Below are 25,380 nucleotides of genomic sequence, written 5' to 3' on the forward strand. Positions count from 1 at the left end.
TACAACAATAATGACAATATATTTTTATTTAATTATCATTACATTAAAATTACACATTCCATTCTTATTACAAATGTTAAAACAAGACAAAATAAGTAAAGATAGCATTTCACCTATTTTGTCTATAAAGCAACATAACGAAACTATAATCGATTACTTCAATTGAATCGGTTGTTGCTGTGTAACACAATGAATCATTCCGCCATTTTTATAAAGCTCTCTCACATCAATACCGACTACTTTACGATCCGGGTATAACTTCTGAATCGTATCGTTTGCGATTTTGTCATTTGGGTCATTATAGTTAGGCACCAATACAACTTTATTCCCAATATAATAATTGATATACGATCCCTTATAATCGAGAGTTTTTCCACCTTCTAAAGTAACTTTATCTTTACTAAGCGGTAAGTATTCATATTTATATTTCTTTCCTGAAGCATTTTTTGCATCTAACAATTTATCCATATCTTTGTTTGACAAGCCCCATTCAGCCAAGTCATCTTCTTTCATCGTTACAATGGTAGATTTATCATGGAATTTAGCAAATCCATCAATATGAAAATCCGTAATATCTAAATTAGGTACTCCATCTAACCAAATAAAGTTTGTCACCCCAAGGTCACTTATATATTTTTCAATTTCCTTTTCTGATAAATCAGGATTTCTATTTTTATTCGTTACTGCACTTCGAGTTAATAAAGCAGTCCCATTGCTGTCTAATTCAATTGCGCCACCTTCAAGGACGAATTTCCCCCAATCAATTCTTTCAATCCCTAATTGTTTACTAACATTCTCACGTACACGGGCATCATTTTTATAAGGCGTTTTCTTCCCCCAACCATTAAATGCTGGATCTAATATTTTTAGATTTTTATTATTGTCATAAACAAAAATTGGTCCACTATCTCTTGCCCATACATCATCAGTAGGCGCTATAAAGAAATCAATCTTCTCCATATTTAGCCCTTCATCTGTTAAAAGCTTATTAATTCGCTCTTTTTCTTCCTGATCATACGCAACAATGTGGACTTTTTCACCCTCAGTTAAAGTACTTGCCATCTTAACCCAAATAGGTTCCACTTCTTGTTTATACTCTTGACCGTATGTGTATTCATGTGGCCATTGTAACCATGTACCTTCATGTTTATCTTTTTCATCCGGCATCGTATATTTCCCAACGTTTTTCTGTACCTCTACTTTTTCACCCTCTTTCCCTTTAGCATTTTCATTATTCCCTTCAAAAGAACATCCACTAATAATCGCTGTAGATAATGTAGCTATTAAACAAAGCTTTACTACTTTTTTCATTTTTTCAACCTCCTGTTCGTGTCTCCAATAATGTAAAGCTTCACATAGTGTGAAGCTCAAGCTTTTTCATCAATGTAAAAATTACCAATTATTCTTCCGCATGATAATTACATTATTTCAATACAAATAGATGACATTCACAAAACAAAATCCCTATATTTAACATTAATATCATTTAACTTCCTTCATAAATTTATTCCAATATTAACCCCCTCTCATACATGCTTGTTCACTAAATAAAACATTATTAAATAAAAAAATCGGTATTGATAATTACATATCAATACCGATTTTAAAATAATTATTTTCCTTCTATTAAATCATTCGCTAATTTCCTAAACTCTTGATTAAATGTATCATTCATACCATTTTGTACGTTAGAGAATAATATTACAAACGTTCTTTTATCCCAGTTAAAATTATTAAAAGTGTTCCAACCAGCTAATACACCATGATTATGATAATAATCTGGGTAAATATAGAAACTAAATCCATACTTTCTAGCGGGTGATACAGTAAACATATCTGATAAACTTTGTTTAGAAAGCAGCTTCCCATCCATAATTGCCTCATCTAACCTTTTCATATCATCAACTGTAGTGTACATTTCACCACAACCATATAACCAATTCATCCTTAAACGAGGCGTAGCTACTAACTCATTATCTTTTTTCGTATATCCTTCTGCTAAAAACATATCTCCTGGGAAAGTGGCACCCATCCCAGATTCATGCATTCCAACAGGAGTAAAAATATTTTCTTTCACATAGTCAGCAAGTGGTTCATTTGTTATCTTTTCTACAATATATGCAAGCACCATATAATTATAATCTGTATATCTCCATCCCGTTCCTGCAGGAAATTGTAACGTTTGCGCTCCGATCCAAGTTACTAACTTTAAACGTGACGCTGCATCAACACTACCTTGTCCCTGTTCTGGTAACCCGGACGTATGTGTTAACAAATTTCGTAACGTAATGTTTTTATCTGCTGGAAACGATGGAATATACTTATTTACATTGTCTTCAATATTTAATTTCCCTTTTTCTCTTAGTTGCATGATAGATATTGCAACGACTGTTTTCGTAATAGAACCAATGCGATATTTCGTTCTTGGCGTTGTTAATACATTATCTTTTACATTCGCATACCCGTAACCTTTTCTTAAAATTACATGGTCTTTACTAGCTACAAGAACACTCCCATTAAATCCTTTATCTTTTAAATATTGATCTAGTTTTACTGCTGCAATCTCATAACGTTTTTGCTGATTCGCATCGACTTTCGGTTTATCATTTTCAAATTTATTCTTATAACCTGAAAATGCCTTCAAATTATATTTCTTATCTTTATTTGCATATGTTAGTGCAGCGACACTCCCACAAAAAACAGCAAAAATAAAGAAAACAATTAGCCATTTCTTAAACATATAGGGACCCTCTTTTATCCAGTTTCACTTTATATTTTTCCATTCTATTCTATATCTTTTAATTTTCAAACACTTTATAATCTATCTATCATTCATTATATTACACTAGATTCCTTTTTCTCACACTCAAATTTTAACTACTCTCTATTGTAGTTCTTTTTTATAAATTTTCTACCTTACAATCGGATACATCTAACTTTAATTTAAATTTTTTATGTAACATTCGTTACACATTAACAAGAATGGAGGTAGTAATTTGAAAAAGACCGATAAACGCAATCGTTTAGATGATATGATGTTTCACTATCGAGTAACAAGAAACAATATGATTTCAATTGAATATTACAGAAAACAAATTATGACTTTAAAAGGAAATGACGCTGAAAAATTTTTAAACAAAATAAATCGGGCAAGTAACGAAAAAGAAAAACAACTTATTATGGCTAAAATTACAGGCAATTTCAAAAGAGGGAATGAGCGTTAATGAAAACAAATCTCATTTCTAAATTGATTATACAGCATATTAAAAAAGAAATGTCACGCCCACGACATTTCTTTAGATTTTTTTCATAAAAGATTTACATTTTTAATATTCTTTTACTGATACTGGTTCATCAGTAAGACAAATATTATTGTGATATTTTGTATCCCAGTATGCTCTCACATCATCTATTGATTCACGCTCTAAATTACTTTTTCGATCGTCAAAATAATTGGATATAAACACTTCTTCAGTTCTGCCAACGTAGGATTATTAGGATACACTTTATTTGAAACTACTATTTCATTGTTGTACAATCGTTTACTTTCATTGTCTATAAAATAACCTTTTCTTCTCATAACGCTCAGCCCTTTATGTTCATTTTATTATACAGATAAGGCATAACTAGCGGTATATTATCATAGACGCCTACCATTGTACACATATTAAGCCAACGCAGACGGTGGCAATAATTGTGGTCCTTCCCCCGTGCGCGCCAATACCCAATCATCGTAATACCACATTTCTGTTTGACGGCGGCTCATCATATAATCCCAGCGTACTTCGCGCTCAAATTCGATGATTTGTCCGTCACCACCAATTGTCACCCAGTTAAAACTCCCGTTATTATGCATCATCTTTACCCATAGAACAGGAAACTCCACAGTTTGTCCCCCGTCAACATAATGTCTCGTTTGTTTTTCTATACGAAGTAAAGTTACGCCATTTGCATATTGTCGATCAACCTTTTCCATTACATCCATCGCTATTTTCTCTGCCTCATCCTTATGAGGTAGTTTATTAGAGTATACTGGCATCATATTCGTATAACTTAAAAGATGCTTATCCTTTTGAGAAGTAATAGTTGTTATATGAGAGCCACCATAATTCAGTCGTTCTTCTGCTTGATAACGCTGAATTTCAACATTTACACCGTCACGTAGTTCTTCATGCTCATGCACTAATTTTACATACTTCGGAATGGGTAATAACATTGAAACTTCCTTACTACAGTTTTGAAAAGCATTTAATTGATTAGCCATTAAGCATCTCTCCCTTTACTCATTTCGTTTTGAAATAATGCTTTCGGTACTTTCGAAAGCATTGTCGTAATTTCTCCTGCATAATATACATATAATTCATGCATCGCTCGTGTACATGCTACATAAAATAAATTCCGTTCAGATTCTTTGCTATACATGTCATTTGAAGCATCAAATATAATAACAGCGTCAAACTCTATCCCTTTTGCCAAATAAGTAGGAATAATAACAACGCCTTTTTCATAAGTCGTATTTTCTTTTTTTACAAGATGAAAATCTAATTTATCCCCTATTAACTCCATAACCCTTATACATTCTTCATCTGTTTTACAAATGATTGCAATCGATTTATGACCTTGCTTTTGCAAATCTCTTGCTTTATCTATGATACTTTCTGCGCGCTCTCGTTCATCATTCACTTTTATACATAACGGCTTCTTCCCGTTACGGTTAAAAGCTTCAATTTCTTTTCCATTTGGAATGATATGTTTTGTAAATTCAATTATCGGTTTTGCCGAGCGATAACTACGGTTAAGCTGAATTGTTTCTACTTTTCTATTTGCAAACAACGTTGAAATCATATCCATCCCTCTATTGCTAGCGTGTGATAAAATGTTTTGATTTACATCCCCAAGCATTGTCCATTTCGCCTTTGGAAACAGCCGCTTCATAAACGCTAACTGAAATGGTGTATAATCTTGTACTTCATCAATAAATACAAATTTCACAAGGTGATTCGTTTTAAATCCTTCAATTAACTCTTTTAAAAACAAATACGGCGCTGCATCTTCATACGCTAATTGTTTTCGCACCAACCGATTTACTGTTTGTTTACATATCTCTTCCCAACCATTTGGTACAAAAACATCTTTCTGGATGGTTTCAAAGAACTGCTGAAATATTGCAGAATGATTTACAAAAGCTAAAGATTTCACCTTTCTTCACAATGAACGAAAATGTTTTCTCACTACATATTTCGTTAATAATTCATGTTCCTGCTCATAATAATCAAATTGGTTATCCTTCTCTAATTTTTCATAAAAACGATTGTAATCTTCTTTATTTAAATACTGAACTTCTTGTTCTACCCAGTCTTTTTTCGCTTCTTTCTTTTCAAATTCATTTATCTTCTTACGAATCCATTCCGCTGTAAGCTGCATTCGATTCGGTATGGAAATAGACGTTTCTAACGCATAAAAATAATCATCTATCGTTCTTGCCTCAATCAGCACTTCACCTTTAAATGTGACATCATGAAATTTTAGTCCTTTTTCACTTAGACTTCTCGCATATTTCTCAATCAGTCCCATAAATTCAATTGATGATTTATATTGAATTCCTTTTAGTCTCGTTTCATACATGTTTTCCTGTTCTTTCGTTAACATGTATTCTAGCTGTGAAAAAGAATCTTCTACAATAAAACTTTTGCTGATCATATGCTCCACATACGCCTGAAAAGTCGTTTGCTGCATATTTTCCTCACCAAGCTCTGGTAAGACGTTAGCAATATAGCTATTGAACAACTCATTCGGAGAAAATAGCAAAATTTGATCCGCGTTTACTGTCCCGCGGTAACGATATAATAAATACGCAACCCGCTGCAGAGCTGCTGAAGTTTTTCCACTTCCAGCCGTCCCTTGCACAAGTAATACATCACTTTTATCGTTTCGAATAATTTTGTTTTGTTCCTTTTGAATTGTCGCTACAATACTTTTCATTTGTTCAGTTGCATTTCTTCCTAACGCTTCTTGAAGGAGTTCATCCCCTATCGTTATACCTGTATCGAACATACTTTGAATGTTACCATTTCGGATAATATATTGACGTTTCAAAAGTAAATCACCTGATATTGTCCCCATTGGCGCTATATACTTTGCACTTCCTAAAGAATAATCGTAATAAAGACTAGAAATAGGTGCGCGCCAATCATATACTAAAAATTCATCTGTCTCTTTATCATAAAAAGAGCCGATACCAATATAGATTTCATCAGTATCCGCCTCTTGTTCTTCTTTAAAATCAATTCTTCCAAAGTAGGGTGTATCTTTTATTTTCGTTAAAAGATTATATTCATTTTTCGCATGTCGATGGGTATGCTCCCTTTCCGAAAGAACCTCGGCCTCTTGCCTAATACTGGCCGCCGTTTCAACCGCCTCTTTAATATTATCTATATTTACTTTTACATCTTCCCAAAAGTTTTTTCTTATATTTACAATTTCAGACTTCACCGAACCAACTCGGCTGTCCAGCTCTTTCAGTTCCTCGTCTACTTTTTCAATGACTACATTTACACGTTGTTGTTCTTCTTTATAATGACTCATATAATCTCCCCTTCTCATTACGTTTCCTGATTGAAAGCCTTATATGATACGAAGTTCTTTACTTTTGAAAAATACCACGCGCAACAATTTCCCATGACTTTTGAAATTCTTCGTTTATCTTCTCTTCTTTCCATCGCTCAGAAAAAGCAGGGTGGTAGAACGGTGATAGGAGTCCAAAAATCGTATGCGCTAAAAATAAACTGTCTTGTTTTTCAATCTCGTTACGCTCTATCCCTTGATTTATAACCTTCTCCAGTTGCCTAACTAATCTTTCTTCGTGTTTTCGGATAACAGCATTCTTTTGCTGCACTAACGAACTATTCAATGTAAATAGCTCTCCATTTTCCAGTAACTCTTTCTTTTTAAGTTGGAACAAACATAAGAACCACTCTTGTAAAATCACTGCTGTTTCTCCGTCTTCTCCACTAATTTTCTCAAGTTGATCCGAATACTTTAATAACCATCTTTCCAAAATAGCGTCGCGAAGTGCTGCCTTACTACGAAAATAGGAGTATAAAGCTGCATGACTAACATCAAGCGATTTCGCAATACTAACAAGCGTCGTCCTACTCCATCCATATTTAATCAATTCCTTTTCCGCTGCATCCAAAACAACATTTCTCGTTAATGCTTTTTCTGTCATTTTTCTCACCGTCCACTTTATTTACATAATAAAATTATCTTCTGTTATTTCAACAACTTACATTTTTTATTATTTGTAAGTTACAATCAAAAAAATTCATCTTTCAAGTAGGTTATAAGATTAGCACACCTGCTTGCGACTTACAATATTTTATTTTTGTAAGTTGTAAGCAATAAAACCACCGCGTTTGAAATACAAGCGGTGGTTTTATATTAATTACATAATAAACGATTCATTATCTCTTCAAGTAATATCCCCGGATTTACTACCTCATTTTCCGTACGCCATCCAATAAATCCATCTGGTCTTATTACTACCGCTCCTCCATTTTCTATCCCGTATAGTTTTCTAAAAGAGTTACCTTGATCGATGAAATCACCAGCTAAACCTACCTGATACACTTTTATCTTTACGCCTAATCGCGATGAAACAACATTTGCAACTTCAGTCCAAGCACTAGGCTCTGCTCCAGTAAGTAACAAAAAGTTGCTACCAAATAGATCAAGTATAGAAACTTCTTTTCCTTCATAAGTTCCCCAAAAATGTGGTGCACGCGTTCCCGGGCGTCCGTTCAAATCAACTATATTCATTCTATGCGGTGTGTTACATTCGTCTATAATTGCTTCTGAGCAATACCGATAACCAACAGTGACAGCTAAACTATCCATATTACTCAAATTACCTTCCTCTCTGCCCGCAGCACGAAATAATATACTACTCGCATGGTCCGTTGTTAATTTTGCAACAGGGTATCTCTCTTCATGATATGTTTCTAACAATTTTGGTTTTGCTGCCCCTTTTATAACAGCCGCTAATTTCCAAGCTAAGTTATGCGCATCTTGTATTCCTGTATTTGAACCAAATCCTCCTGTTGGCGGCATAATATGTGCAGAATCGCCAACTAAAAAAATGCGATTTTCTTGAAATTTTGTAGCTGTACTTTCAGTCGCTTCCCACGGTAAAACACTTAATATTTCTGACTCTACATTTGTGCTTCCAATTGCTGTTTGAATAATTTGTTTACAGCGTTCTATAGTGAAATCCTCTGGTCGCTCTCCTTTTATTGGATCATAAGCTACATGATAGATCCATTTACTCACGTTATCGACCGGAATAAGTGCACCAAGAACCTCCGGATGAAGTACCATAGAAAAACCAAAGGCGTCTCCTTGTATAAATCCACTTAAATCAGCCTCAAAATAAATATTCATATAATAGCCACCGATTGTACCGCGACCTTCAGTTGTAATCCCTAACTGCTCACGTATTTTACTTTTGGCCCCATCTGCTGCAATTACATAGTCACAATGTATGACACTTTCTTTTTCTGTTTCACGATTTCGAATCGTTGCTTTTACCCCGTTTTCATTTTGTTCAAATGAAACTAGTTCATGATAAAAAGATAGTTGCCCGCCTAATGCTTTCGCTTCTTGTAACATCATCTCTTCTAAAATAATTTGATAACACGCAGTTTGTTTTGATGGACTAATCTTTTCTATTTTTTGAAGTAACTCTTCATCGTTTCCGTATTGAGTCGCTCTCATTTGTTCCAATTCTTCTTTATTCGCCTCAGCTATTGTATGAACTGCTATTCTTCCTCGGCAGTTCTCTAATGCTTTACCTGCCAATTTAATTCTTTGTTCCAAACCTAATTCTCGAAATAACTCCATCGTACGTAAAGTAAGACCGCCTGCTTTCGGATGAATGGCAGTAGACGGATGCCTTTCAACAAGTAAGTACTCAATGTTATGTTTTGCAAGAAATAACGCAGACGCTAACCCAGATAATCCCCCTCCAACAATTAAAACTGGTACATAATTCGATTTCATATATTTACCCTCCACATCATTGTTCTGAGCTCAGTGACATAAATATAATCAAAAAACCAACAAAAATATAGACTTATATTTTATTTTGAATTATCATATAGATAGATTACGCCCCAAAATTTCTTTTACCTTTTCATACATCTATAATCCACCTGAATTGTGTCTGTATGAAAGTGTAAAACAAAGGAACTTACTTTACGTTGAACCCTGTTCTATCGTAAAAATCAAAAATAATACAAACATTATAAGCGGTCATAACCTTTTGGATTATATAAGGTTGCGACCGCTTATTTTATTGTTACATCATTTTTTGTTTTTAAAACTTCATCTATTGTGTTATGTAGTCCTTCCAATCCCTTTTCTATCTCCCTATAATTTTCAACAATAAAAAATTCATTCGTCTCGATTTTCTTTCCCAATATTGCACCTCATACAACAATCATATAGCATTACCATATCGAAATAATGGTTCATCATCTTAAACCTTTCGACTAATTACCAGGAGGCAAAGTGATTGAAATGAATAAACAAGAACAATTAAATATTATAAAAAAAGATTTTATTGATTCTCAAAAAGTATTATTGGCAATTGGTGATGAAACGCGTCAATCTATTTTATTAGTTCTAATGGAAACGGAATGTCAAACAGGATTACGTGTAGGAGAAATCACGAAGCAAACACACCTTTCCCGTCCAGCAGTATCACATCACCTTAAGATTTTACGAGAAGCTGGCATTATTTTAATGAGAAAAGAAGGTACAAAGAACTTTTATTATATTGACATACGTACAAAATTAGGATTATTAAAAAACCTTGTATTAGATATTGAGAAGCTACTGCAAAACTTTTATTAAAATTTGGAGGTATAAGAAATGAAAGCAATGATAATTGATAGATATGGAAAAGTCCCAATGCGTATGACAGAGATACCTACTCCTGAAATAAATGAGTATGAGGTGCTCGCAGAAATTCATACGGCTAGTATTAATCCAATTGATTTTAAAATACGCGATGGAAAAGTGAAGATGTTGCTTAAATATGAAATGCCCCTAATCCTTGGTAATGACTTTTCCGGTGTTATCGTAAAGGTTGGGGCAAAAGTGACTAACTTTAAAGTCGGTGATGAAATATATGCACGCCCAAGAAAAAATAAGATTGGTACTTTCGCGGAATATATAGCCGTTCATGAGGATGATATAGCCTTAAAACCAAAAAATTTAACTTTTGAGGAAGCTGCTTCGATTCCACTCGTTGGCTTAACATCATATCAAGCATTACATGACATCATGCAATTACAAAAAGGACAAAAGATTTTAATTCACGCTGGATCCGGTGGTGTTGGTACTTTTGCTATTCAATTAGCAAAAATAATGGGCGCCACTGTTACAACGACTGCTAGTGAGGCTGGTGCGAATTTAGTAAAATCTCTTGGCGCAGATGAAATTATTAATTATAAAACTGAGAATTTTGAAGAAATACTAACAAATTATGATGCAGTATTTGATACAATCGGTGGTACAACACTTGAAAAATCATTCAATATTATAAAAAGCGAAGGCAACATTGTTTCCGTTTCAGGAATGCCAAATGCTCGATTCGGTAAAGAATTCGGTTCAGGATTTTTCAAAACACTCTTATTTTCATTAGCAAGTAAAAAACTTACTTCACTTGAAAAAAAACATAATGCTCAATATTCATTTTTATTTATGAAGCCAAGCGGAGATCAATTACGTACTATTGCAAACTATATTGAAGCTGGAAAAATCAAACCTGTAATCGATCGAGTTTTCCCTTTTGAAGATGCTCAAAAAGCAATGGAATATTCAGAGTCTGGAAGAGCGAAGGGGAAAATAATTGTAAAAATGAAATAATAATAAAAGCGCCATTTTAATCAATCTTTTTGAAAAATGGCGTTTTTGTATTTGCTGTTAAATAGACACAATGCAATGAAGTCCTTACAATAGATTGCAAGGGGAAATAATACATTATACTTTTAGTTAACTTTACAAAGAATATATATGTACAAATACATAATTAAAAAACATAAAAAGGAGGAGATAAAATGACTAAAAATAATGAAGCAGGTTGGAATTTAGACAATAGTTATGCTACTTTACCACAATCATTTTATACAGACATCCCCCCTACTCCCGTAAGTTCACCGGAGTTAGTTAAACTAAACCATTCATTAGCAATATCTCTTGGCTTTAATCCGGAAGAATTGAAGAAAGAAGCCGAAATTGCCGTTTTTGCTGGTAATGCACTCCCAGAAGGAGCTCACCCATTAGCTCAAGCATATGCCGGTCATCAATTCGGACATTTTAATATGTTAGGCGACGGTCGTGCTCTTTTAATTGGTGAACAAATTACTCCTTCAGGAAAACGTTTTGACATTCAGCTAAAAGGTTCTGGCCCTACTCCGTATTCACGCCGAGGAGATGGTCGTGCTGCACTCGGTCCGATGCTACGTGAATATATTATTAGCGAAGCAATGTATGCACTTGATATTCCGACTACTCGCAGTTTAGCAGTTGTCACAACAGGCGAACCAACATATCGTGAAACAAAGTTACCTGGAGCAATTTTAACTAGAGTCGCTAGTAGCCATATACGCGTCGGCACATTTCAATATGCTGCAGCCCGCGGATCTATCGAGGATCTTCAATCACTAGCGGACTATACAATAAAAAGACATTATCCAGAAATTGAAGCTCATGAAAACCGATATACTGCATTACTACAAAAAGTTATTAAAGGACAAGCAAGTCTTATCGCAAAATGGCAACTTGTTGGATTTATTCACGGTGTAATGAACACTGACAATATAACAATTAGCGGAGAAACGATCGATTACGGCCCTTGTGCATTTATGGATAGTTACGACCAAGGAACCGTATTCAGCTCTATTGATACACAAGGTCGCTACGCATATGGAAATCAGCCATATATGGCCGCATGGGACCTCGCGCGACTAGCTGAATCTTTAATACCGATCTTACACGAAGATGAAGAAGAAGCATTAAAGATTGCTCAAGACGAAATTTCAAAATTTAGTGTCCAGTATGAAAACCAGTGGTTCATTGGAATGAAAAAGAAATTAGGACTATTTGGCGAAGACGAACAAGACAAAGTGCTTATTGAGCAACTTTTAAAAATGATGGAGAAATATAAAGCGGATTACACAAATACATTCCGTTCTTTAACTCTTGATACGATCGAAAATACAGCTCTATTTGAAAGTCCTGAATTTAAAGAATGGTACAAACTGTGGCAATCTCGATTAGAAAGACAAGAGGAATCGAAAGAAAACGCCTACGAAATGATGAAAAATAATAACCCATCAATCATCCCAAGGAACCACCGTGTAGAAGAAGCACTAGAAGCAGCTGTTACAAATGACGACTATAGCGTAATGGAGAAACTTCTTGAAGCTTTATCAAACCCTTATGCGTATTCTACAGATCAAGAAGAATACTGCATTCCGCCTGCGCCGACGAATCGTCCTTATCGTACTTTTTGTGGAACTTGATTGTTTAATATGTAAAAAGGTGCGTTCATACAAATTGTGTGAACACACCCTTTTTTATACTATCTCCTCTGCTCTTTCTTTACTCCAAAAACAAACTCCACTCCATTTCAATGAGCTTAATCACAACTCTACTATACAAATGTTGAGAAATATAAAACATCATTTCTAAATATTGTTATTTTTGATACTATATTTTATAAGAATATTCAAAAAGCGAGGGGATTTCATGAACGTTCAACTACAAGGTAATGAACAAATTACGAAATTATTTAATGATTGGTATTTAGCTATGCTTAAACAAGATGTGTCTCAGGCGACCAACTTAAAGCATGAAATTGAGGAAAAGGAACTAAACTTTGAAGAAGATGAAAACGTAGCATTATATCATTCCTTACTAGATTTTCGATATAAAGTTTTAGTAGATAGTTTAAGCATTTCAAAACATAGTTTTGATAAGATAGATTCTTATTCAATCTCATCTAACCATTCACTTTCTTACTACTATCATTTATTTAAAGCTATTCATGCTACTTTAACAACAAACTACAATTTAGCTAGCGAGCATTACGAAAATGCTGAAAAGCTACTAGGCAATGTTTCAGATAAACTAGAGGAAGCAGAATTTAATTACCGATTCGCTATCTTTAACCAACATTTTTATAAACCTATTGAAGCAATTCAGCAAGCAACAAAAGCCAGAAATATGTTCATGACTGAAAACGGGTTTGAGATAAAATTAGCACTTTGCGACAATATAATTGGTTCCTCATGTGTATTTTTAAAGCAATATGAACAAGCAGAGGAAAAGTTCAATTCTGCTCTTTCCATTTTACAAAAACTAAACGCAAATGATTTAGTTTTAAGCATTCGTAATAATCTAGGTTGGCTCTATGCAAGTCAAAACCTGTCTTCACTAGCGATTCGACATTTATCAGAGGTGTCAACCAAAATACCTACACACTTTAAATCGCTCTTTTTACAAGCCAGAGAGCATTCTAAACTTGGTGAAATAAACATTGCTGAAAAACTTATCAAAAAAGGATTGGAAGTTTGTACAGAACTAAACAATGATGAATATATACTTCATTTTAAAATTTTAAATTCTCTTAACAATAATGAGACAACTGAAGATCTAGAAAATATTATTCTTGAAGGAATTACGTATTTCGACAAAGAATCTTTATATAACTACACTCAAGAATATTCAGAGAAATTAGCAGTTAAACTTTACGATGAAAATAATCACATAAAAGCAAGTGAGTATTTTCATAAAGCATTACAAGCAAAAGAAAAAACATTTGAGAAAGGGGCATTAAAATGATAAAAAAAATTAGTTCTATCTTATTAGGATTATCTGTTATTGGAATTGTGTCTATTGGGATAAATAGTTCATTTACATATAAAGCAAGTCACGCCGATCTTCCCGCACCACAAAGACCTGACTTTGTTCAATCTGTTGACGTAAGTAAAGACTACAACTCAACAACAGCTGTAAAAGCGCTTTAAAAAACGAAAGACCTTCAATTCAGAAGGTCTTTTTTAAATGCACTTATTGAGTTAATGTAATCGAATATTTCTTCATACAGGGTTTTCCATATGCCTCCGACGGGATTCGAACCCGCACTCCTTTCGTAAGCATAGGCTAAGGGAAACACGCTTCCCTACGGAATTTCACCGACAGGAATTCCACCTGTCTCAGCTTATTTGCTTTTCGGTGCTTCTGAAACCTTCGCCTTGCGACCCGGTGCGACATGTTTTCCGGCGCTCTTCCCTTCTAGAGCTACGGAGGCATTTTCTTTTAAGTAAAAGTATATTTTCTACAAAATTAGCAAATTACCTTTATTTCACAGAACTCATTTTGTTCCTTTCATTAAATCCGCGATTGCTTTACTCCCCTCACTACCAACTTTCTCAAGTTTCTCTACAACTAATTTTCTTCTTTCCGCAGAATGATTTTGACTTAACTTCGCTTTTCCTTCTATTTTATTTATCTTTATTTTAAAGCCCACTATACCTTTACTTAATCCTGCCATATAATTCGAATCCACCTCATTTAGCGAGTAGCTACTCTGTGGATCTTCATATGTATGTACTAAACCTTGAAGAGAATCTATTAATTCCTGTTCATCTTCAACAATTTCTAATTTACCGTATACATGTACTGCAACGTAATTCCATGTTGGCACTGCATTGTTTGTTTCATACCACGACGGCGATATGTAGCTATGTGGTCCTTGGAATATAACTAATACTTCTTGATTCCCACTATCTTTCCACTGTTCATTCGGACGTGCGAAGTGACCATGTAAAGTCAGGGTCTCCCTATTTAGTAACAACGGTAAGTGCGTTGCATATGGTTCTCCATTATGTTGAGAAAATAACGTCGCAAAGCTATTTTGTTCAATTATTTCGTACTTCATCTCTTCATCTTGTATTGCAAAATATTTTGGTATGTACATAATCTCCCTCTTTTCCGATCTTTTATTTCTCATTATATTTAGAAATCGTTTCATTCAACAGTGCCAGTTTGTATTTCTTTTACAATGGCAGCTTTCTATCAAAATAGAACAGGCGGCATATACTCCATGCCGCTTTAGTTTATTTTTTCTAATATATTTGTAATAAATACCGCCTTACCTCCACTATAGCCAGTTCTACTTTTCGACTCTCTTGCTAACTTTTCCTTTAAGCGCCCATATTCAATAGCAACATCGGCATGTTCACGAAGATAATCCCGAAACGCTACATGTCTCCTCAGCTCTTCACTATTCTTATCACACACATATAGATGCTGTTCCATCCAAACTGTATTTTCTTCATTCCACGGAACGAAAGCATCCTTTCTTCCAAACGCCTCTCTTCCTTTAAAGCTCCATTCCGATTGATGATAGTATCCTATCGTTTCAAGTTTTTTTACTACTTCAGGAAAAAATTTATAATCTTCTATTACGATATCAATATCTAATATTGGTTTTGCTGTAAGTCCTTTAATAGATGTACTCCCAACATGTTCAATAGATAAAATGCTGTCTTCCATTACATCGTTAATGAGAGTTTGTAGCTTATTAAATTCACTTTCCCACTTGGTGCTATATTCTTCGATAGTAATTCTCTGTTTCAATATATCCCTCTCCTCAAAAGCAATTACAACCTTTGAATATGAGTATCTTTAAAATCCGTCTCATATTTCAAGCCATATCCAAACATTCGATCCATTCCAATATGCGCTGTCCATATTAAGCCAATCATAATAACAGTATCTACCTTAAAATAGACACCTACTATAGCAATTAATATAGATATAATATACGTGTGACATATATTATAGATTTTAGCACCTATATGATTATTTATCCCATACGCTAACATTGATAAATCTGGAGCTAAAAGGAACAGAAAAAATATAATCCAACTAAATTCATATATTGAATACGCATAAATCGTAGCTACAAAAACAACCAGCCCTTCAAAATGTACAATACGTTTTTGCATTCTTTATCATTCCTATTTTTCTATATTTACCGATAAATTTTCATCACTGAAAGTATTCTTTGCATTTTTTGACCAGATGGTTGCTAAAATCGGCCCTGCAATATTATGCCATACTGCTGCTAATACACTTGGAAGTGCCGCAGCTGGTCCAAAATGTGCGGTTGCTAGCGCAACACCTAATCCTGAATTTTGCATTCCTACTTCTATTGAAATAGCTCTTCTTGTCCCCTCGTCTAGTCCAAGTACGAACGCTGTTATATATCCGAGTAAAAAACCAAATGCATTATGGAGCATAACCGCAATAAAGATAAGAAGTCCTGAAGAAGTAATACTACTTACATTGGCTGAAACCACCGCTGAAACTATAATGATAATTGCTAAAACCGATATTAAAGGGATAACAGTCATTCCTTTCGTAACAGTTTTAGGGAAAAACTTCTTTACTACTAATCCTAAAATAATAGGTATGATAATGACTTGTACGATAGAAAGAAACATAGACATAGGATTAACCGGCATCCATTGTCCTGCAAGTAGTAATAAAATGAGTGGTGTAGCAATTGGTGCTAGTAACGTTGATAATGACGTCATCGCAATAGACAACGCTAAGTTTCCTTTCGCTAAATAAACCATAACATTTGATGCAGTGCCACCCGGTACTGAACCGAGTAACACTAGTCCAGCTGCTAATTCAGCTGGTAACTTCATAACGTAGGCTAGTACGTATGCGGCAAGTGGCATAATAATAAACTGAGCACATACACCGATAATAACTGGCAATGGTTTTGTAGCTATGATTTTGAAATCAACAGCCTTTAATGTTAACCCCATCCCAAACATGACAACTCCGAGTAAAATCGTTATGTAACTATTTAACCCGAGAAATGGAGCGGGAATAAAATACGCAATAGCTGCAATACAAATAACCCAAAATGCAAAATACTTTCCAGCTATATTACTTATCGCTTCTAGTACTTTCACCCGATCAGCCCCTATCCTTTAATTCAAACACCTTATTCGGATTCAAAATATTTTGCGGATCAAGAGCTTTCTTTATTTTTTCCATTACGATTAATGCCGCCCCATGTTCTTCTTCTTGATACTTCCGTTTTCCAATCCCAACGCCATGCTCCCCTGTGCACGTTCCACCACGTTTAAGAGCATACAGTACGATACTTTCGTTTATTTCGTCCCCTTTTCTCACTTCATCTTTATCATTTGGATCAATCATTAATAGCACATGGAAATTCCCATCTCCTACATGGCCAAGAATACCACCAACAAGACCATTCTTTTCTAATGTCTCTTTCGCATGCTGTATTGCACCAGCTAATTCTGAAATTGGTACACAAACATCCGTACTCATTAGTTTTTTACCAGGATAACTATGAACGTAAGAGTAAGCTAAATTATGTCTTGCATCCCATAATTTATTTCTCGCCGCAGTTTCAGTTTCAAAAGCAACTTCTTTACATTTATGATCAAAAACAATTTCCTTCGTAAATTCAATGTCTTGCTTTAGCCCAGCTTCATTACCGTGAAACTCTAAAAACAATGTAGGCTCTTCTCTGTAACTTGTTTCATTATAATGATTTACTTGTTTCATAGATAATTCATCTACAAGTTCAATTCTCGCAATTGGAATACAAGCTTGCAAAATGTTTATAACCGCCTCTACTGCATCATTTTCAGTTGGAAACGACGCTCTCGCTGCCATAATATGTTCTGGTATGCCGTATACTTTTAATGTTAACTCTGTAAAGCATCCAAGCGTACCTTCTGATCCTACGAAAATTCCATTTAAATGATAACCTGATGATGACTTCGCTGCTAAATTCCCAGTATGTATTACTTCCCCATCAGCAAGAACCACTTCTAAATCACGAACTTGATCACGCATTACCCCATATTTAACTGCTGTCGTTCCGCTCGCATTCGTAGCAGCCATTCCACCTAACGTTGCATCTGCACCTGGGTCTACACTAAAGAACAGACCGTACTTTTTCAATTCTTTATTGAGCTGAGAGCGTGTCACCCCCGGTTGTACCTTCACTAGAAAATCTTTCTCTCTTATTTCAAGTATTTTGTTCATTAATGAAAAATCAACTGTAATCCCCTTTTCATAAGGAATTATATGACCTTCTAAACTAGAACCTACCCCAAAAGGAACGACAGGTTTTTCATGCTCACTCGCTACTTTCATTATCCTACTGACCTCTTCGGTCGTCTTCGGAAAAACAACTACATCAGGTAAACTACTAGTATGATAAGATTCATCTTTACTATGTAACTCTCTTACTGTCTTATTCACAACTACTCGATCTTCGGGAAGTATACCCCTTAATTCATTTACTAAACGCTCTACTGTTATTTCCATCGTATACTCTCCTACTTTCTATAAATTAGAATTACAAAATATGTTAACTATTTTATACATAATAATCCGAAAAGTTAAATAATTCAAGTTTTACATATTTGAAATTCGTTTCCTACTGTCGAATAAACAAAAAGAACTTGCAATAATTATTGCAAGTTCTTTGCTATAAGACTATATTTTAAATGACTTCTTTATTAACAACATAAACCAAATTAAAGTAACCGCCATCAACGAATGAGAAAACCCAACAATATAAGTTAACCCTTTGAAATCCGCTCCATTTAACTGAAGAAGCCCTCTCGCTGCTAACGAACCTAACATTAAAATTAATGCGATGTTATGTAAAACAAACCACTTATTAAAACTTTTCGCTTCATGAAATGCGAATACTTTTGCTAATCCCAAAGCAATTAAAAAGAAGAAAAAGCCAAGTACTAACGTATGCGTATGCAAAAGATTTAATAGTGTAGATCCTAAAATCCCTTTATATTTTCCATACTCCCTAGCGAATATTCCTGATAGTAAACCAATAATTAAATACGTAAACGATGCATAATATAATTTCTTCATTATGTACCTCCTTAAGTAGAATGTGTAGTGCGTCATATTTAGTAATAATGATAGTTATATAGTAAAAACTCCTAGTTTCCTAGGAGTCATTGTATAATGCATCTCACTCTTTACAGTCAATCCTAATTATAAAATATCCTTTTATACAAAACAATCGAACTTTATGTGAACAAGCAGGGCTCTATTAAAATATGTTGCGCTTTTGTGTTACACAATCCATACTAATTATTATAACTTATAAAGGTGGTGCAATAGATTGATAGTTCTTGAAACAGAACGACTCACTCTTCGTTGGTTCGATATACAAGATGCTCCGTTCATTCTCGAGTTAGTAAACGATCCTGCATGGATTCAGTTTATCGGTGATAAAAGGGTTAAAACCTTAGAAGATGCAAAAAATTACATCTTAAACGGACCTGTCGATATGTATAATAAAATGGGCTTTGGTCTTTACTTAGTTGAACGAAAAGAAGATCTCACTCCACTTGGCATGTGCGGCCTTATTAAAAGAGATTCATTAGAAGATGTTGATATCGGCTTTGCCTTTTTAGAAAAATTCCGTTCGAAAGGGTACGGCTATGAATCAGCTGCTGCGGTAATCGAATACGCTGTACATAAACTAGGTATGAAACGAATTGTAGCAATTACTTCTATAGATAATGCTGCTTCAGGCAATCTGTTAGAAAAAGTAGGATTGCGATTCGAAAAAATAATTTCAGACTCAGGAGAAGATTTAAAATTATTTGGGTATAACGCGTAATAAAAAGGGCGCCATTCACGGGCGCCCCTTTTACTACTTCACTTCTACTGTATAATTCCCTGTTCCTCCACCATATTGATATACGTGTAAATAATACTTCCCAGGATACGTATAGTAGCTGCCCACTAATTTATTCCCTTGCGGCTGGGCATACGTAACATAATTATTTAAATCTGCTTCTGAATAAAGAACCCAGTTTATTCCGATATTATTTTCATTCGTTACGTTAATTTGAAGGTTTTTCGCAGTTTCTACATTTATTTCAAAGTAATCACTTGTATCACCGTTTCCTAAACTAGCCCGTAACAATTGATTTAACTGCAGTTTATTCGCTGTTTTAAATGAATTATTCGGCTCTTGTTCTACACTGTTATCTTCTTTCTTTTTAACTGTTACGTTCGTTGTAACACTAGTAGCTGCTCCTTTATCGTCTGTTACTGTTAATTTTGCCGTATATGTTCCTTCTTTTGTATAAACGTAAGTTGGATTTTGTTCATTACTTATAGTACCATCGCCAAACTCCCATTTATAAGAAGCAATTTTCCCATCTTCATCTTTTGATCCATCGCTTTTAAACGAGATTGCTTCATTCACATTTCCGCTATACGGACCATTTATAACCGCAATTGGTGCTTTATTCACTGCACCTTCTTCTGTATTAATGCCGTGGAACACAACATCATATTCAAATTGCCCTGATGCATTCACACGATAATCCACAAAGTAAGCTGTTACTGTTTTGTAGCCTGTCCATTCTTTCGCACTTAAACGTTTTAACGTATCATTTACGTTTTGCGTAATTGTTTTCCAGTCTTCATATTCTCCTTTTGTAGCTGTTCCTGTATATGTTCCTTGTAGTGTAAATGTATTAAAGAACTGTGATTTATTTTTCTTTACTGATACATTACTTAATTTTGCTTCCGCCGTTATTTCTGCCGCAATATCTGAAACTGGTTTCGGTGCGTGAGTTGCTAAATAATCATCTGATACTAATGGAACATTATATTTCTCACGGTTATCTACTAACATTTGCATATAGTCTTGATACTCTTTATTTAAATTCGCATCTTTACTTAAAGCAGAGCGATATGCATCATATGCTGTAACATCATTTTTCCTAATAAGATCATGTATTTTGTCAAACATATCATATCTCTTATTGTACATATACGATTGTAAAGCGAAGGAATAATTATAGAAATCCCACGTTCCATACTTCGCATTTAACGTTCGCTCTGCCGTATAACGTTCTGCTGGATTTGAAGATAGCCCTCCTATAATGCTCTTTCTTGGAACGACGTTGTCCGTTCTCGTTGCACCTGCAAAGAACTCAGCATTCCCTTCTTCAAACCAAGATAATCTCTCATTCTCATACATCTTACCTTGCCCCCAAAGTCCTGGCACTTCATATCTACCTTGTAAGTAATGCGTGAACTCATGTCGGAACAATTCTTCTAAACTATAAATACTTTCTTCTGGCGTACGTTCATAAGTAAAGAACGTACCTGTTCCTTCTATATAAAGACCGCCGTTATTCGTTTCATATCCGTACAATTGACGGTTAAATTGATATTCAGCTGGACTATTATAAATAACCATTGTTAATACGTCATCTGGATTTCCTTTTTCTAAAGGTTGATCACTTTCAACCGTACGATGGAATTGTGCTTTCACTTCTTTTGCTGCCCAATATAAACGTTTCACTTTCTCTTCAGTCACTTTATCTCCGGCTTTTAAAACAATTGCCCCATCATCAAACGTATACGTTTTTGGCAAATATTTTTTCTTACCATCTTCTCGTATTTGATCTAAATCAACCACTTTACCATTTGCATCTTTCCCACCATAATTCGTCGTAATTTGCTCAGCTGCTACGAAATATTGCTCACCTAAATATGGGTAAATTTTCATCGCATCTGTTACAACTTGCAATCCTTTCGTCCCTGTACTATGGAACATACCGAGTCTACCTGTATAATAGATCCCATTATTAATAAGCCATCCGTTTTTCGCTGTAACTGTTCCCATTAACGCAAATCTACTTAACTCATTAATATAACTATCTATTTTTTGATACCACATTGTATCTTTCGGTGCTTTATTCGTATCGTACAAATACGACTGAATATCATAATCGACACCTTGCATAATATCGTACACTGCATTACCTGCTGAACGATTATCTATAAATGTAGAAAGACTATCATTATATTGCTTGAAAATGTTCGCAGCTGATGAAATCGTTTCCGCATCACTAGAAGCGTTTCCTATTAATTTTCCATATGACGATACAACTTTATTTTGTTCTAACGTACCGAGTTTGAAATTTGAGTTTTGAGAAATCGTTTTCAATGCAGGTAAGCACTTGTCATGATAGCTTCGTTCATTAAGTTTACTTAGTTCTGTATGATAAAAACCTAAATAAAACCCAGAACGTAATACCTCTACTAACGTTTCAATCCCTTTTGAATCATCCTTCGTATAAGTTTGTCCTTGCTGCTTCAATTTATCAATAATCGCCTGCATCCTACTATCATTTTGATAGAATGCAAGGCTGTCCTTATTAAACTGAAATAGCCCCGTAATTTGCTCCCAATTAATAGTTACGAGCAAATCTACTAACTGCTGATTACTTAATTGATTCAACTCAGCAATTGTATATGTTTTCGCTACAGCTAATTGCTGACTTTCTTTTTTTACTTCTGGTGGTCTTTGCGATAAATCGGCTAATTGTAGCCTTTTCTCAAACGATTTGTTTTCTAGCACTTTAGATGAGTGCGCTAACTCTTGCATCGGCAATTGTACACCAACTGGCTCCATTTTGAGCACATTTCGATAAGAAACTTGTTCCCCCCTAGTATCCTCTGCCGATATGTTCCCTTGAAAACTACCTAACATTAAACTAGCAAAACTTACCCCTACTAACATTTTTTTTGAATAGCCTTTCATAATCTCCCCTACCTTACATTTTTAGTGTCCCGCACCATAATTTTACTATTCTGACTATTTGTTATGTATTGAGAAAAAATAAGGTAACGTTCACACATGTATCTATTCAAAGCAAAATTAACACTTGACTTCCCATACAATTCGTGTCAAAAAAGGATAGATAATAGCGAAATTCCTGCTACATCTATCCTCTTTTTCAACGCTATGATTTTAACTTTATAAACGTGACTTCCGGTAATGTTTGCATATGCTGAATAAATGCATTCTTTTCTTCAGGTGATATATTTTTCAGCTTCATTCCTACCTTATAAACTACACCTGTATCTCGCTGTAAAGTTTCAACTTCATATGAAAGTATTGGAATACCTTTCACTTGTAGCGTTTCTAATATTTGTTGTACTGCTTCATGCTTATTAATACACATTTGCACTGTTATATTTTGTGGAAATAAAAATTGCACCTTAAAAATACGACTTACAATCTCTAAACCAATTAAAACGAGAATCGTAGCTCCAATCCCTACTACATACATACCCGCTCCAATCGCTAATCCAATTCCTGCTGTAGCCCATAAACCAGCCGCTGTCGTTAATCCTTTCACCGCCTGTTTTTGAATAATAATTGTACCTGCACCTAAAAACCCCACTCCACTAACAACTTGGGCTGCAATACGACTTGGATCAAGAGACATATGATTTTCAAATATAATATCTGAAAAGGCATATTTCGAAACAACCATTATTAAAGCACTCCCTACCGCTACGAGGAAATGAGTCTTTAATCCAGCTTCTTTTGATCGAATTTCCCTTTCAATACCAATCATTGCTCCTAATAAACCAGCAACACCAATTCGTATAATAAAATCAATATGTAAGCTCACGGACACTTCCCCCTTTCATTCATTATAGATAGATAAAATAAAAATTATCACACACATCCATTTATCGATATGAAAGCATTTCGTTAAAATATACTTAATATCCCGTTTTATTTATGTTAATATTTAAAATATTAACATAAATAAAAACAACATACTTTTCATATGATTACTTTAAATTTTAAAGCGTAACTAATTTTTAATTAAAAACGGAATGTAGGCTGCATGAAATGAGGTTGAGAAAGTTCAGAAAACGTTTTCATTTTATGCCGTGATTTTTTGAAAATACTACACAAATAAAAGGAGCTTACTAACAATGAACGTCACTTTACTTACACCTACTACTGATTTACAAAAAGAATACCTAGATTTCTATAACGAATGGAAAGATAGCGGTGAAACGATGATTCCATGGGTTATTTCAAAAGACCCTTCTAACTTCCCAGATATGATTCAAGAACTGCTCGATGCACATAACGGAATAAATATTCCGGAAACTTGGGTACCAGATTCTACGTATTGGCTCGTTACAGATAATAATAGAATTGTAGGAGCTGTTAATATACGCCATAGTTTAACTGAACATCTATTTAACGCTGGAGGTCATATCGGTTATGGCATTCGCCCTTCTGAAAGAAAAAAAGGTTATGCTACGAAGTTACTAGAATTATCATTAGAAAAAACGAAGGAATTAAACATCACGAAAGTACTTGTCGTTTGCGACGAAGTGAATACAGCTTCTGAGAAAACGATTTTACATAACGGTGGACTTCGTGATGATGATTTCACTGAGGAAGATGGGAATGTAGTAAGAAGGTTTTGGATTGAGCTATGAAAAAGTCATCCAATGAACATAATCTTGTTATAGAGAAATATAGTAGAAGTAATGAGCTAAAAATAAAACAACTTATTGATTTATACAATGAAGAATCTTATCTATTTAACTTATTACAAGATAATAAAACAAAATGTGCGTATGTTGCCTACTATAAAAAAGATGTAGTAGGCATCTTTTTCGCCTGGAATAGCAACTTCCATCCATACTGCACATACTTTCGAATATATACGAAACCTTTCTATTCAGGGCTACACATTGAACAATTTTTATTAAACGAGATTCAAAAACGAGAAAACTTCAAACTACCATTACAAACCTCTATATGGGAAACATCAGCTCATTTAAAAGCTTATTATGAAGAACATAATTTTACGGAAATCCGAAGAACATATATGCCGATATTAGACTTACAAAAAATAATACTTACCAATCAAATCCTTAATTTAAATTATCATTTACAAACCTTATCGAACATCTTATCCAACAATAGTTTATTAAAAAAACTAGCGCACTTAGTAAAAATGAATTACGAACAGACTCACCTAGCAAATCCCGTTGCCTCATTCCCCCTCGAAACTTGGCAAAAAATGATCTTAGCTGATGATATCCTACTTGAAGGAAGCTTTCTAATTATCGATGAAGAGAACGAGATTATTGGGTACTCTTTCCTCCATACATCAAAAAAGGATAATACGCTAGAACTAGGACTGTGTGGGACTCACACTACGGACAATTTACCATTACTAAAACTGCTCGTTTTAGAACAAACTACGTATGCAAATAAAAACGGTTATTCTTTCGTTCAAGGTGAATTCGATTCGACGAGTATGTATGCAATGGAAATATTAAAATCTTTTCCTTTTAACCCTTGTCCTACTTGGATTACTTATCAAAAAGAAACCAGAAAGTGATAGCACACTTTCTGGTTTC

24 protein-coding genes and 1 pseudogene are annotated in these 25,380 nt (G+C 34.5%); 9 read left to right on the forward strand and 16 right to left on the reverse strand.

The genetic code is table 11. From position 1 onward, the window contains the following. Nucleotides 1-153 precede the first annotated feature (153 nt). Nucleotides 154-1,311 (reverse strand): agmatine deiminase family protein, encoded by a 1,158-nt coding sequence (locus LUS72_RS17030; RefSeq protein WP_264447454.1) that lies wholly within the window; start codon nucleotides 1,309-1,311, stop codon nucleotides 154-156. A 301-nt stretch (nucleotides 1,312-1,612) separates the two neighbouring features. Next, nucleotides 1,613-2,740, reverse strand: a complete 1,128-nt coding sequence (locus LUS72_RS17035; protein ID WP_097832546.1) for a serine hydrolase domain-containing protein — start codon at nucleotides 2,738-2,740, stop codon at nucleotides 1,613-1,615. A gap of 256 nt (nucleotides 2,741-2,996) precedes the next feature. Between LUS72_RS17035 and LUS72_RS17040 the strand changes: the two genes are divergently transcribed. Next, the gene (locus LUS72_RS17040; protein WP_097832545.1) at nucleotides 2,997-3,224 is read left to right on the forward strand and encodes a hypothetical protein; all 228 of its coding nucleotides are present in this window, start codon (nucleotides 2,997-2,999) and stop codon (nucleotides 3,222-3,224) included. Nucleotides 3,225-3,424: 200 nt separating this feature from the next. On the opposite strand, the gene LUS72_RS17045 is transcribed toward LUS72_RS17040, so the two are convergent. The 6 genes and pseudogenes from LUS72_RS17045 to LUS72_RS17070 form a co-directional block, all read right to left on the reverse strand. Continuing rightward, nucleotides 3,425-3,580, reverse strand: coding sequence for a hypothetical protein (locus tag LUS72_RS17045; protein ID WP_240523213.1), 156 nt, complete (start codon nucleotides 3,578-3,580; stop codon nucleotides 3,425-3,427). A gap of 87 nt (nucleotides 3,581-3,667) precedes the next feature. After that, nucleotides 3,668-4,264 (reverse strand): hypothetical protein, encoded by a 597-nt coding sequence (locus tag LUS72_RS17050; protein ID WP_097832544.1) that lies wholly within the window; start codon nucleotides 4,262-4,264, stop codon nucleotides 3,668-3,670. Then, nucleotides 4,264-6,585 (reverse strand): annotated as a pseudogene (gene helD / locus LUS72_RS17055) (RNA polymerase recycling motor HelD). The gene LUS72_RS17050 and the pseudogene helD overlap by 1 nt, the downstream one beginning before the upstream one ends. Before the next feature lie 58 nt (nucleotides 6,586-6,643). Further along, nucleotides 6,644-7,228 carry a TetR/AcrR family transcriptional regulator gene (locus LUS72_RS17060; RefSeq protein ID WP_264447459.1) on the reverse strand — a complete coding sequence of 195 codons (585 nt, stop codon included), beginning with the start codon at nucleotides 7,226-7,228 and terminating at the stop codon, nucleotides 6,644-6,646. A 212-nt stretch (nucleotides 7,229-7,440) separates the two neighbouring features. After that, complete coding sequence (locus LUS72_RS17065; protein ID WP_097832541.1) at nucleotides 7,441-9,057, reverse strand: FAD-dependent oxidoreductase; 1,617 nt, start codon at nucleotides 9,055-9,057, stop codon at nucleotides 7,441-7,443. Between the two features lie 287 nt (nucleotides 9,058-9,344). Next, complete coding sequence (locus tag LUS72_RS17070; RefSeq protein WP_254915713.1) at nucleotides 9,345-9,476, reverse strand: hypothetical protein; 132 nt, start codon at nucleotides 9,474-9,476, stop codon at nucleotides 9,345-9,347. 91 nt (nucleotides 9,477-9,567) lie between these two features. Here LUS72_RS17070 and LUS72_RS17075 point away from each other — a divergent pair, with 91 nt between their 5' ends. From LUS72_RS17075 to LUS72_RS17095, 5 genes are all read left to right on the forward strand, one after another. Continuing rightward, nucleotides 9,568-9,912 (forward strand): ArsR/SmtB family transcription factor, encoded by a 345-nt coding sequence (locus LUS72_RS17075; RefSeq protein ID WP_097832540.1) that lies wholly within the window; start codon nucleotides 9,568-9,570, stop codon nucleotides 9,910-9,912. Between the two features lie 18 nt (nucleotides 9,913-9,930). Beyond that, a complete protein-coding gene (locus tag LUS72_RS17080; protein WP_097832539.1) occupies nucleotides 9,931-10,929 on the forward strand; it encodes an NADP-dependent oxidoreductase in 999 nt (332 codons plus the stop codon). A 191-nt stretch (nucleotides 10,930-11,120) separates the two neighbouring features. Continuing rightward, a complete protein-coding gene (locus LUS72_RS17085) occupies nucleotides 11,121-12,587 on the forward strand; it encodes a protein adenylyltransferase SelO (protein WP_097832538.1) in 1,467 nt (488 codons plus the stop codon). A gap of 226 nt (nucleotides 12,588-12,813) precedes the next feature. Next, nucleotides 12,814-13,908 carry a Rap family tetratricopeptide repeat protein gene (locus LUS72_RS17090; RefSeq protein WP_097832537.1) on the forward strand — a complete coding sequence of 365 codons (1,095 nt, stop codon included), beginning with the start codon at nucleotides 12,814-12,816 and terminating at the stop codon, nucleotides 13,906-13,908. After that, entirely contained in the window at nucleotides 13,905-14,093 is a 189-nt protein-coding gene (locus LUS72_RS17095) for a Phr family secreted Rap phosphatase inhibitor (RefSeq protein ID WP_000592005.1), read from the forward strand. The genes LUS72_RS17090 and LUS72_RS17095 overlap by 4 nt, the downstream gene beginning before the upstream one ends. Nucleotides 14,094-14,440: 347 nt before the next feature. Here the strand turns inward: LUS72_RS17095 and LUS72_RS17100 are convergent, their stop codons facing one another. The 6 genes from LUS72_RS17100 to LUS72_RS17125 all read right to left on the reverse strand — a co-directional run bounded on the left by LUS72_RS17100 (nucleotide 14,441) and on the right by LUS72_RS17125 (nucleotide 19,026). Next, on the reverse strand, nucleotides 14,441-15,046 hold the full coding sequence (locus LUS72_RS17100; protein ID WP_264447469.1) for an FMN-binding negative transcriptional regulator: 606 nt from the start codon (nucleotides 15,044-15,046) through the stop codon (nucleotides 14,441-14,443). A 134-nt stretch (nucleotides 15,047-15,180) separates the two neighbouring features. Further along, entirely contained in the window at nucleotides 15,181-15,708 is a 528-nt protein-coding gene (locus LUS72_RS17105) for a GrpB family protein (RefSeq protein WP_097832535.1), read from the reverse strand. Between the two features lie 23 nt (nucleotides 15,709-15,731). After that, nucleotides 15,732-16,079: a DUF4260 domain-containing protein gene (locus LUS72_RS17110; protein ID WP_264447472.1), complete on the reverse strand. Its 348-nt coding sequence runs from the start codon at nucleotides 16,077-16,079 to the stop codon at nucleotides 15,732-15,734. Nucleotides 16,080-16,091: 12 nt separating this feature from the next. Further along, nucleotides 16,092-17,060, reverse strand: coding sequence for a bile acid:sodium symporter family protein (locus LUS72_RS17115; protein ID WP_097832533.1), 969 nt, complete (start codon nucleotides 17,058-17,060; stop codon nucleotides 16,092-16,094). A gap of 4 nt (nucleotides 17,061-17,064) precedes the next feature. Beyond that, on the reverse strand, nucleotides 17,065-18,456 hold the full coding sequence (locus LUS72_RS17120; protein WP_264447475.1) for an FAD-binding oxidoreductase: 1,392 nt from the start codon (nucleotides 18,454-18,456) through the stop codon (nucleotides 17,065-17,067). A 171-nt stretch (nucleotides 18,457-18,627) separates the two neighbouring features. After that, nucleotides 18,628-19,026 carry a DUF2871 domain-containing protein gene (locus LUS72_RS17125; RefSeq protein WP_264447477.1) on the reverse strand — a complete coding sequence of 133 codons (399 nt, stop codon included), beginning with the start codon at nucleotides 19,024-19,026 and terminating at the stop codon, nucleotides 18,628-18,630. Between the two features lie 256 nt (nucleotides 19,027-19,282). Here LUS72_RS17125 and LUS72_RS17130 point away from each other — a divergent pair, with 256 nt between their 5' ends. Next, nucleotides 19,283-19,786, forward strand: a complete 504-nt coding sequence (locus tag LUS72_RS17130) for a GNAT family N-acetyltransferase (protein WP_264447480.1) — start codon at nucleotides 19,283-19,285, stop codon at nucleotides 19,784-19,786. Between the two features lie 33 nt (nucleotides 19,787-19,819). On the opposite strand, the gene colA is transcribed toward LUS72_RS17130, so the two are convergent. Next, nucleotides 19,820-22,735, reverse strand: coding sequence for a collagenase ColA (colA, locus tag LUS72_RS17135; protein WP_264447482.1), 2,916 nt, complete (start codon nucleotides 22,733-22,735; stop codon nucleotides 19,820-19,822). A gap of 202 nt (nucleotides 22,736-22,937) precedes the next feature. Continuing rightward, a complete protein-coding gene (locus tag LUS72_RS17140) occupies nucleotides 22,938-23,615 on the reverse strand; it encodes an MgtC/SapB family protein (RefSeq protein ID WP_097832776.1) in 678 nt (225 codons plus the stop codon). A 313-nt stretch (nucleotides 23,616-23,928) separates the two neighbouring features. Between LUS72_RS17140 and LUS72_RS17145 the strand changes: the two genes are divergently transcribed. Then, entirely contained in the window at nucleotides 23,929-24,447 is a 519-nt protein-coding gene (locus LUS72_RS17145; RefSeq protein ID WP_097832775.1) for a GNAT family N-acetyltransferase, read from the forward strand. Next, entirely contained in the window at nucleotides 24,444-25,361 is a 918-nt protein-coding gene (locus LUS72_RS17150) for a GNAT family acetyltransferase (protein ID WP_097832774.1), read from the forward strand. Before LUS72_RS17145 ends, LUS72_RS17150 begins: the two co-directional genes overlap by 4 nt. The last annotated feature ends 19 nt before the right edge of the window (nucleotides 25,362-25,380 follow it).

Source organism: Bacillus cereus, from assembly GCF_025917685.1.
Taxonomy (GTDB): Bacteria; Bacillota; Bacilli; order Bacillales; family Bacillaceae_G; genus Bacillus_A; species Bacillus_A cereus_AT.